Below are 10,282 nucleotides of genomic sequence, written 5' to 3'. Positions count from 1 at the left end.
ACTTTCCCCATAGGATTGTCCAACACCCCCGCGGCTTCCTCCTTGGGAGGTTTTCCAACGCGGGTCGTGGTCGCACATCAACGCCACCGTTACGCCGCGACCCGCATCAGAAAACCTTCACCATAGCGGACGTTTGGTCTTGGCTCACATGTCGTGATCGATCCGGATAAGTTACCGTTCGTCACATGAGTTCGTGCCGAGGAAATGATCCTGTCCCGCTACAGAGATCGGGACACGGACAACTTAAGTGCTACGCAAAATCCAATCGCGTACGTGGCTGAGATCTTCGAAAATATCCTCGGCCTGCAGCGACTTCAGAAGAGCTCCGTGTTCTGCCTTGCGCTCGGACAGGTGTGAGCCACCGGTGAAGCCTAGGGCGCGCATGCCGGCGGCACGCGCGGCCTGAACGCCGGCAGGCGAGTCCTCAATGACAATGCAACGATCCGGCTGCACCTCCATCTCGTTTGCTGCATGAAGGAAAATGTCGGGGGCGGGTTTTCCGCGGGCCACCAGATCGACGCTATACACCCGATCGCCGAACCGCGACGCAAGCCCCGTCACGGAAAGCGCGACGCCAAGGCGCTCCATCGAGCCGCCGGACGCGATGCAATAGCCATGGCCCTGCGCGTCGAGATGATCGAGCAGGGCGGTAACCCCCGGCATGACCTGCAATTCGGCGCGGAAGCGGGCGAAAAGGGTGGCGTACCAGCGCGCCTCGAAGTCTTCGGGCCGATAGGCAGGAGTGGCGACTGTTTTCAGGAAGGCGTTGATCTGCCGGATCGAGCCGCCAAGGAAGGTCTCGCGCACCTGCGCCTCGGTCATGGGGGCGCCGAAATCGGCAAGGCTTTCGCGTAGCGTGGTGAGCGAAATGACCTCGCTGTCGACCAGGACGCCGTCGAAATCGAAGATGACGAGCGTTCGGGCATCGGCCCTGTGGGCGGTGCTGTGCAGGGGCGACGACATGCGCGGCGCCGTCAGGGGATTGCCCGGCCATCGGCGTCGAACCGGTGCAGCCGGTGCGACGGGATCTCGAGGCCGATGGTGGTGCCGGGTTCGGTGGCATTGTCACCGTCGGTACGCACGACGACGGTGAGGCCATCGGCAACCCGGGCGTAAAGCAATGTCTCGCCACCCAGCTGTTCGCGCACGAGGATTCTGCCGTCGAAATGACCGGAATCTTCGGGGCGAATCGCGAAGTGTTCGGGGCGGCAGCCGATGAACTGCGTCGCGGCATCGAGCGTCAGCCCGCGCAGCCCCGGTACCTGCGACGGTGCGAAGACATTCATCGCGGGCGAGCCGATGAATTCGGCGACGAAGCGGCTGGCGGGGCGGTGATACAGGTCCATAGGCGCGCCCACCTGTTCGACGCGGCCCCCGTTCAGGACCACGATCTTGTCGGCCATGGTCATCGCCTCGACCTGGTCGTGGGTTACGTAGATCATCGTGGCGTTCAGCTGCTTGTGCAGCGCCTCGAGCTCCACGCGCATCTGGACGCGCAGCTTGGCGTCGAGGTTTGAGAGCGGTTCGTCGAAGAGAAAGACTTTGGGGCTTTTCACGATGGCGCGCCCGATTGCCACGCGCTGGCGCTGTCCGCCCGAGAGTTGTGCGGGCTTGCGGTCGAGGTAGTCGGTCAGCTGCAGGATGCGCGCGGCCTCGGCGATTCGGCGGGCGCGTTCACTGGGATTAACCTTGTTGACCTTCATCCCGAATTCCATGTTCTGGCGCACCGTCATGTGCGGGAAAAGCGCGTAGGACTGAAACACCATCGCCACGCCGCGATCGGCCGGGTCGGCATCGGTGACGTCATCCGCGCCAATGCGCACGGCGCCTGAGTCGATCCCTTCCAGTCCCGCAATGGAGCGCAGGAGCGTAGATTTCCCGCAGCCCGAGGGCCCAACGAAGACTACGAAAGCACCATCCTCGATATCGAGGGACACGTCAAAAAGCGCCTGCGTCGCGCCGTAAAACTTGTTGATCCCACTCAGGTTGACGGTTGCCACTCTGGTCTCCTCCCCCGGTCTTGCGGCACGCTGCCGGGTGCCCGGCATTTGTATCGGCCGCAAGACTTCTGTTGACTTTGAGGTCATTTCATACATTTGTATTATAGTCGAGACAAATGATTTAAACGCTGTCACGACTAGGGAGGATACCAATGAACCTGAAATCCATGCTCTGCACTACGGCGCTTGTGGCTGCGACCGCAACCGCCGCCAACGCCCAGTCCGGCGACTGGAGCTTGGCCGAAGCGGCCGCACCCTATGCAGGCACGACCGTTGATGTCGTGTTTCTGTTGCGCCCCGGCTACGAGGCGATCCAGGAAATGCTGCCTGCTTTCACCGAGGAAACCGGCATCAACATCAACATCATCACCCACCCCTACGAGAACGCGCTGGGTGAACAGGTCCGCGATTTCGTCGCGGGCGGCGATCTGGATATCGCGCTGATCGACCTCGTCTGGATCGGCAATTTCGCCGAGAACGAGTGGATCGTTCCGGTCGACGACATCATGGCGCGCTTCCCGGAACTGGTCGATCCGGCGCTGAACATGGACGACTTCTTTCCGCTGGTGCTGAACGCCTTCGGCGGCTGGAACGACGTGATCTACGGCCTGCCCTTCGACAATTATTCGGGCCTGATGTTCTACAACCGCTGCATGCTGGAAGAGGCAGGCTTCGACCGTCCGCCGGAAACCTGGCAGGAACTGATGGATGTCTATGGCCCTGCGCTGACCGGGGATGGCCAGTATGCATTCGCCCTGCAGTCCAAGCGGAACGAGACGCAATCGGCCGACAGCTTCGCGCGCATGCTCTGGCCCTTCGGCGGGTCCTTCCTGAACGAGGAATTCCGCTCGAACCTGCTGAGTGCGGAAAGCCAGGCCGGTCTAAACTTCCGGCAGGAGTTGATGCAGTACATGCCCGACGGCATCGTGGCATGGGACCATGCCGAAACCGTCAACGCCTTTGCGCAGGGCGAGGTGGCGATGATCACGGAATGGTCGGCCTTCTATTCGTCGGTCGTCGATCCCGAAACCTCGCGCGTGGCCGATTGCGTGGCCATCGCGCCCGAACCGGCAGGCCCAGCAGGGCGCCGCCCGGCGCTGGGCGGTTTCTCGCTGGCGGTCGCATCGCAGGCCGATGAGGCCGAACAGGCGGCGGCATGGCTCTTCATCCAATGGGCGACCTCGGCGGCCAATGCGGTCGAATACCTCGAGCGGGGCGGTGTGCCTGCCCGTCAGTCGGCCTATTCCGACCCGGCACTGGCCGAGACCTACACCTTCATCCCCGCTCTGGTCGAAAGCTGGCAGGAAGGCGTGCCGGAATTCCGCCCGCGCTTTGCCGAATGGCCGGAAATCTCGGAAGTCGTGCAGGAATGGGGCACCCGCATGATGCTGGGCGAGGTCAGCGTCGAGGAAGGCGCGACCGAGATCGGCACACGGATGGAGGAAATCCTTGAATCCGCCGGTTACTACAGCGGTGACAAGCCTCTCGCGCAGTGACGGGGTCTGCGGGTAACGAGTTACTTGTGTACCGGTAAGACGGGCTGGGGCGGCGTTTGCGTCGCCCCGTTTCCAACGTGGCAAAGGGGGCAGGCATGCGCGGCAGAACTTCGCGAAAGACGATCTTCGCCTTCATCGGGCCATCTGTCATCGCGCTGGCGCTGATCGGGATCGCGCCGCTGCTTTATGCGGCCTGGACCTCGCTGCATTTCTTCAACCTCACGCGGCTGCGGCAGTTGCGCTTCGTGGGTCTGGAAAACTACCAGACCGTTCTGACCGATGGCGCGTTCTGGCAGGCGATGGGGCGGACATTCTTTCTGCTCGGAACCTCGCTGCCGCTGCAACTGGCGCTGGGTCTGGGCATCGCGCTGGTCTTGCACCAGCCGGGGCTGACGCTGGTCAAGACGCTCTGCCGCCTCAGCCTCGTGCTTCCGATGGCCACGACCTATGCCGTGGTGGGGCTGCTCGGGCAGGTGATGTTCAACCAGAATTTCGGCGTGATGAACCAGCTTTTGGGGGGCGCCGACATCAACTGGATCGGTGACCCGACCAACGCCTTTATCATGATCGTGTTCTGGGATGTCTGGCAATGGACACCCTTTGTCGCGCTGGTGCTGCTGGCGGGGCTGACAATGGTGCCAGGCGAGGTCGAAGAGGCCGCGCGGCTGGAAACCAAAAGCTGGTGGATGATCCTGCGGTATGTCCAGCTGCCGTTCCTTGTGCCCGGACTGGTCGCGGTGCTGATCCTGCGCACGGCCGATACGCTGAAACTGTTCGACATGGTCTTTACCCTCACGCGCGGCGGGCCGGGGGCGTCGACCGAATTCATCTCGCTGATGATCCAGCGCGTCGGTTTCCGCGCCTTCGATCAGGGGTTGGCTTCGGCGCAAGCGATCATCTTGCTGATCATCACCATCGTGCTCGCGCGGATCTACATCCGCGTCTTCTACAAGGAGGTCTGAGGCGATGACGCGCATCCAGCGGTCCTACGCGATCCAGCTTCTGCTTCTGGCGGCGATCATCCTGATCTGCGTCTTTCCCTTCTACTGGATGGTCACGACCTCGCTGAAGACGCAGGTGGTGGCGCTGCAGAGCCCGCCGGTCTGGATCTTCGAGCCGACGCTCGCCAATTACCGCGAGGCTTTGTTCGAGGACGGGGTGCTCCGCACGCTGGTCAATTCGCTGATCATCGCGGTCTCGACCACGGCGCTGGCGCTGGTGCTGGGCGTGCCTGCCGCCTTTGCACTGGCCCGCTTCGAGTTTCGCGGGAAAAAGGACCTGTGGTTCTGGTTCATCACCAACCGCATGATCTCGCCCATCGTTCTGGCGCTGCCCTTCTTCCTGATCGCGCGGAGTTTCGACCTCTTGGACCGGCACATCACGCTGGTGCTGATTTACCTGACCTTCAACCTGCCCATCGTGATCTGGATCGTCACCGACCAGATCCGCGGCATTCCCTATGAACTGGACGAGGCCGCCCGGATGGAGGGCGCGTCGCAATTCACCATCATGACGCGGATCTGCCTGCCGCTGGCCATGCCGGGGGTTGCGGTGTCGGCGATCTTTTCCTTCATCTTCTCGTGGAACGAATTGATGTTCGGCCTGATCCTGACCCGGACCGAGGCGCGGACGGCCCCCGCCATGGCCGTGTCCTTCATGGAGGGCTATGACCTGCCCTATGGCAAGATCATGGCCACCTCGACCCTGATCGTCATTCCGGTCCTGATCTTCGCGTTGATCGCGTCGAAGCAACTGGTGCGTGGTCTGACGATGGGCGCGGTCAAGTAGCCGTCACGGTTGCCATGGCACGCCGTGTTCGACATGACTGCGTAAACAACCGGCAGGAGACCCATGTCGCGCAGCATCAAGACCGAACAGCTTGACGTCGATGAGCAGCTTCTGGTGCGCATCGCCTATGCCTGCGAGATCGAGGGGCTGACGCAGGCCGAGGCTGCCGAGCGGTTCGGCCTGACGCGGCTGCGCGTGAACAAGGGCCTGAGCGACCTGCGCCAGCGCGGCATTCTGCGGGTCTCGATCGACAGCATCTATGCGGCGAGTGCTGAACTAGAGTGGCGGCTGGCCGAACGGTTCGGGCTCAAGCGCGCGGTCGTTGTGCCAAGTCCCGAGAAACCCTCCTCGGTCACGCCGCTGGTCAGCGCGGGGCTGGGCGGGCATCTGGGAGCGTTGCTGCAGGACCCTGCCGTCCGGCGCTTCGGGATGTCATGGGGCAATACGCTGAACCTCGCCACGCGGCACATGCAGCCGATCAATCGGCCTGACTTGGAAATCGTGTCGGTGATGGGCGGGATCATGCGCGGGTCGGACGTGAACGGCTACGAGATCACGACGCGGCTGGCCGATCTGTGCAACGCCCAGCACAGTTTCTTCGTCGCGCCGGTCTATGCGGGGAGCGCCGAAAGCCGCCGGATGTTCATGGAACAGGATGTGATCGTCGAGGGGCTGGAAAAGCTGCGCGGCTGCGATGCGGTGGCGCTGGCGGCGGGCGATCTGCAAAGCTCGCTTCTGGTGCGCGATGCGCTGCCCCGCGACGTGGAGTTGGCCGATCTGGTGCGGCTTGGCGGGGTGGGCGACATCATCGGGCACATTCTCGACGCCGAGGGACGGCTACTCGATCACGACATCAACCGGCGGCTTGTGGGTCTCACACTGGATGACTTGAGGGCCATTCCCGACGTAATCCTGGCGGCGGGTGGTCTCTACAAGGTGTCGGTGATCTGCGCCGCTTTGCGGGCGGGTTTCGTCAACACGCTGGTGACGGACGAGGCGACGGCCGAGGGGGTGCTGGCGGCCTGCGCTCAGGACGCCGCGTAAAGCCCGCGCCATTCGGCATGCGCTGTCGCGTAGGTGGCGCTGCGCGTGGCATCGGGGCGGATGACCTGCGCGACGGCGGGTTTGGCGAACAGGGCCGCGTCATAGCCGCCCGCCACCGCCGCCTGTGCCAGCCGCGCCGCGCCGAAGGCCGCGCCGTATTCGCCCCGTTCGGGGGTCAGCAGGGTGACATCGCAGATATCCGCGATGATCTGGAGCCACGCCCGCGACCGTGATCCGCCGCCGACGGCATAGGCCTGATCGATCGTGGTGCCTGCGGCGGCCAGCGCATCGACGCAGTCCTTGAGCGCATAGCCCACGCCCTCGAGCACCGCCTGCACCATGTCGGCGGGGTCGGTCTGCGCCGTCAGCCCGTGGAACGAGGCCTGTGCAGTGGGGTCGTTGTGCGGGGTGCGCACGCCCGTGAGATAGGGCAGGAAGCGTATGGGCGACGGGGTTTCGATCCGGTCGGAAAGGAGCGACAGCATCGCCCCCACGTCGCGCCCCATGATCCGGGCTTGCCAATCGAGGCAACTGGCCGCGGCCAGGATCACGCCCATCTGGTGCCAGGTACCGGGGACCGCGTGGCAGAAGGAATGGACGCCCTGTTTCGTGTTGGGTCGAAAGGTCTTGGTCGGCGCAAAGACCACGCCCGAGGTGCCGAGCGAGACAAAGGCCCCGTCCTCGACGATGCCCATGCCGCAGGCCGCCGCAGCGTTGTCGCCCGCGCCGCCCGCTACGAGGGTGCCGGGGGCAAAGCCCCATTTCTCGCAAAGCGCAGGGCGCAGCGTGCCGCTGACGCCGGTGCCCTCGACCAGCGCGGGCATCTGCGCCTCGGTCAGCCCGGTCGCATCCAGCAGGTCTGGGGACCATTTGCGCCCGGCCACGTCGAGCCACAGGGTTCCCGCGGCATCCGACATCTCTGCCACATGGTCGCCGGTGAGCCAGAGCCGGACGTAATCCTTCGGCAGCAGCACGCGGAAAATCCTGTCGAAGATATCCGGTTGATGGCGCTGCACCCACAGGAGTTTCGGCGCGGTGAAGCCCGCCATCACGAGATTGCCGCCGATCCCCTCGAAATCGGCAAGCGCGGTCAGGTCGGCGCATTCCTGCGCCGCGCGCCCGTCGTTCCACATGATGCAGGGGCGCAGCACGCGGTCGGACTTGTCCAGCAGCACCGCGCCATGCATGTGCCCGGACAGACCGATGCCGCGCACCTGCGCCATGAGCCCCGGATGGGCCGCCGCGATCTGTCCCAGCGCCTGTTCGATGGTGGTGATCCAGTCGGCCGGGTCCTGTTCCGACAGAGGTGCTGGCAGTTTGAGGCTGGCGACGGGGGCATGCGCCTCGGCCACCACGGATTGGCCCGCGTCCGTCACCAGAAGTTTGGCCCCCGAGGTGCCAAGATCGATCCCGAGGAACATCACCGCTACTCCCTGCCGTCGCCGCGCTTGACCCTGCGCGTTACATTTGTAATCGTGACTATACTTATGGATCATTCCGTGGGCGGGCTCAACCGCGATACCATCGTCGCAAGGCCCGGCGTCGGAGACAACAGGCAAGGCTGACCCTCGCATGGCACGCGCCCTCGTTCTGGAAGAAACCCGCCGATTGTCGCTGCGCGAGATCGACCTGCCGCAGGTGCCAGGCCCGGGCGAGGTGCGCATCGCCATCGATACGGTCGGCATCTGCGGCAGCGACGTGCATTACTACACCCATGGCAAGATCGGCCCCTTCGTGGTCGAGGCGCCGATGGTGCTGGGGCACGAGGCATCCGGCGTGGTGGTCGAATGCGGGCCGGGGGTCACGGGCCTGTCGGTCGGCGACCGCGTATGCATGGAACCCGGCATTCCCGATGGCAGTTCGCGGGCATCGAAGCTTGGGGTCTACAATGTCGACCCCGCCGTCCGCTTCTGGGCGACGCCGCCGATCCATGGCTGCCTGACGCCGCATGTGGTGCATCCTGCCGCCTTCACCTATCGCCTGCCCGACAATGTCAGCTTCGCCGAGGGCGCGATGGTCGAGCCGCTGGCCATCGGCTTGCAGGCGGCGACGCGGGCGCGGATCAAGCCGGGCGACGTGGCGCTGGTCACGGGGGCGGGGCCCATCGGCATCCTGACGGCGCTGGCGGCTTTGGCTGGCGGCTGCGCGCGGGTCTACATCAGCGATCTGGTGGATGCGAAGCTGGGCGTGGCCGCGCAATACGGCAACATCATTCCGATCAACGTGACGCGCGAGGATGCGGCGGCGAGCATCCGGGCGGAAACCGGGGGTTGGGGCGCCGATGTCGTCTTTGAATGCGCCGGGGCTGCCGCGTCGGTCGAGACGGCGCTGGAGGCCGTGGCGCCGGCGGGTTGCGTGGTCTGGGTCGGCATGCCGGTCGACCCTGTGCCGGTCGATTTGGTGTTGGCCCAGTCCAAGGAAATCCGGATGGAAACCGTGTTCCGCTATGCCAACATGTATGACCGGGCGATCGCCTTGATGGGATCGGGCAAGATCGACCTGAAGCCGCTGATCTCGGACAGTTTTGGGTTCGAGGACAGCATCACGGCCTTTGACCGCGCGGTCGAGGCGCGGCCGACCGATGTGAAGATCCAGATCACGATGGGGCGGACATGACCGCGGACTTCGCCGACCGGCTTCTGGACGAATTGCGCCCCGGCCTTGCGCCCGAGGCGCTGGACCAGCTTGGCCCGGTGGCCGAGGCGCTGGCGGGGGCCGGGCGGATCGCCTGCATGGGCGTGGGGCGCGAGGGGTTGATGATGAAGGCGCTGGCGATGCGGCTCTATCACCTCGGGCTTGATGCGCATGTGGTGGGCGACATGACCACGCCGCCACTTGGGCCGGGAGATCTGCTGATGGTAAGCGCGGGCCCGGGTGACTTTTCGACCGTCGCGGCCTTGGTCGGGGTGGCGAAAGGCGCGGGTGCGCGGGTGATCTGCGTGACGGCGGAACCCCGTGGCGCGGTGCCGCAGGCGGCCGATCTGGTGCTGCACATCCCGGCGCAGACCATGGCCGCGGATCAGGGCGCGGCTGCGACCTCGATCCTGCCGATGGGCTCGCTGTTCGAGGCGCTGATGTTCCTCGTGTTCGAGGTCCTTATCCTAGAACTCCGCGACCGTCTGGGCATCGCGCCCGAGGCGATGCGCGCCAACCATACCAATCTGGAGTGAACATGCGCGACTGGACCCGGCGTTTTAGCCTCGAGGGGCGCACGGCGCTGATCACCGGCGCGTCCTCCGGCATCGGGCAGACGATCGCCCAGGTTTTCGCGGATGCGGGCGCCGATGTTTTGGGGCAAGGGCGCGATGCGGCGCGGCTGGCGGAAACGGGGGCGCGGGTGACGGCCGAGGGTCGGCGTTTTACCGCGATCCTCGGCGATCTGGCCGATGCGGAGGAGGTGCGGGCCATCGCCGCCCGCGCGCTTGCCACCGCCCCCCGGATCGACATTCTGGTGAATTCGGCGGGTATCGCGCTGACCGGGCCTGCCGCAAGCTACAGCCTTGCCGATTGGCAGCGCACGCTTGCTGTGAACCTGACCGCGCCCTTTCTGCTCGCACAGGCCCTGTTGCCGGGCATGATGGAACGGCGGATGGGCAAGATCATCAACATCTCTTCCCAGACGGGCGTCATCGCGCTGCAGGATCACGCGGCTTATGCGACATCGAAGGGTGGGTTGAACGCGCTGACCAAGTCGCTGATGGTCGAGGCCGCACCCCATAACGTGCAGGTCAACGCGATCTGCCCTACGGTGGTGCTGACCGAGATGGGGCAGAAACTGTGGTCTGCGCCTGACCGCCGCGATCCGTTCATTGCGCGCACGCCTTTGGGCCGGTTTGGCGACCCGGTCGAGATCGCGGACCTGGCGCTGTATCTCGCCTCGCCCGCCTCGGATCTGGTCAACGGCGAGATCGTGATGATCGAGGGGGGATATTCCAGCATATGAAGGGCTTTGGC

Annotated in this window: 10 protein-coding genes; 7 read left to right on the top strand and 3 right to left on the bottom strand. The window is 64.8% G+C overall.

Annotation, left to right across the window (positions count from 1 at the left end; genetic code table 11):
* Positions 1 to 243: 243 nt before the first annotated feature.
* Both QQK83_RS05950 and QQK83_RS05945 read right to left on the bottom strand, forming a co-directional pair.
* On the bottom strand, positions 244 to 963 hold the full coding sequence (locus tag QQK83_RS05950; RefSeq protein ID WP_284262556.1) for an HAD family hydrolase: 720 nt from the start codon (positions 961 to 963) through the stop codon (positions 244 to 246).
* A gap of 11 nt (positions 964 to 974) precedes the next feature.
* The gene (locus tag QQK83_RS05945) at positions 975 to 2,000 is read right to left on the bottom strand and encodes an ABC transporter ATP-binding protein (protein ID WP_284262554.1); all 1,026 of its coding nucleotides are present in this window, start codon (positions 1,998 to 2,000) and stop codon (positions 975 to 977) included.
* Positions 2,001 to 2,152: 152 nt separating this feature from the next.
* Here QQK83_RS05945 and QQK83_RS05940 point away from each other — a divergent pair, with 152 nt between their 5' ends.
* The 4 genes from QQK83_RS05940 to QQK83_RS05925 all read left to right on the top strand — a co-directional run bounded on the left by QQK83_RS05940 (position 2,153) and on the right by QQK83_RS05925 (position 6,328).
* Entirely contained in the window at positions 2,153 to 3,496 is a 1,344-nt protein-coding gene (locus QQK83_RS05940) for an ABC transporter substrate-binding protein (protein WP_284262552.1), read from the top strand.
* 95 nt (positions 3,497 to 3,591) lie between these two features.
* A complete protein-coding gene (locus QQK83_RS05935) occupies positions 3,592 to 4,458 on the top strand; it encodes a carbohydrate ABC transporter permease (RefSeq protein ID WP_284262550.1) in 867 nt (288 codons plus the stop codon).
* A 4-nt stretch (positions 4,459 to 4,462) separates the two neighbouring features.
* A complete protein-coding gene (locus QQK83_RS05930; protein WP_284262548.1) occupies positions 4,463 to 5,284 on the top strand; it encodes a carbohydrate ABC transporter permease in 822 nt (273 codons plus the stop codon).
* 63 nt (positions 5,285 to 5,347) lie between these two features.
* Positions 5,348 to 6,328 (top strand): sugar-binding transcriptional regulator, encoded by a 981-nt coding sequence (locus QQK83_RS05925; RefSeq protein WP_284262546.1) that lies wholly within the window; start codon positions 5,348 to 5,350, stop codon positions 6,326 to 6,328.
* Here QQK83_RS05925 and xylB read toward each other — a convergent pair.
* On the bottom strand, positions 6,313 to 7,749 hold the full coding sequence (gene xylB, locus QQK83_RS05920; protein WP_284262544.1) for a xylulokinase: 1,437 nt from the start codon (positions 7,747 to 7,749) through the stop codon (positions 6,313 to 6,315). The genes QQK83_RS05925 and xylB overlap by 16 nt on opposite strands.
* A gap of 151 nt (positions 7,750 to 7,900) precedes the next feature.
* On the opposite strand from xylB, the gene QQK83_RS05915 reads away from it, so the two are divergent.
* Genes QQK83_RS05915 through QQK83_RS05905 form a run of 3 tightly spaced genes read left to right on the top strand, consistent with a single transcriptional unit; the run spans position 7,901 to position 10,271 of the window.
* Positions 7,901 to 8,944, top strand: coding sequence for an NAD(P)-dependent alcohol dehydrogenase (locus QQK83_RS05915; protein ID WP_284262542.1), 1,044 nt, complete (start codon positions 7,901 to 7,903; stop codon positions 8,942 to 8,944).
* Positions 8,941 to 9,498, top strand: a complete 558-nt coding sequence (locus QQK83_RS05910) for an SIS domain-containing protein (RefSeq protein ID WP_284262539.1) — start codon at positions 8,941 to 8,943, stop codon at positions 9,496 to 9,498. The genes QQK83_RS05915 and QQK83_RS05910 overlap by 4 nt, the downstream gene beginning before the upstream one ends.
* Before the next feature lie 2 nt (positions 9,499 to 9,500).
* Complete coding sequence (locus QQK83_RS05905) at positions 9,501 to 10,271, top strand: SDR family NAD(P)-dependent oxidoreductase (RefSeq protein ID WP_284262536.1); 771 nt, start codon at positions 9,501 to 9,503, stop codon at positions 10,269 to 10,271.
* Positions 10,272 to 10,282: the final 11 nt, after the last annotated feature.

Origin of the sequence: Roseicyclus amphidinii (assembly GCF_030163755.1) — a bacterium.
Lineage (GTDB): Bacteria > Pseudomonadota > Alphaproteobacteria > Rhodobacterales > Rhodobacteraceae > Roseicyclus > Roseicyclus amphidinii.
Note: the sequence above shows the minus strand (reverse complement) of the source record. Positions and strands in the feature narration are given on the sequence as shown.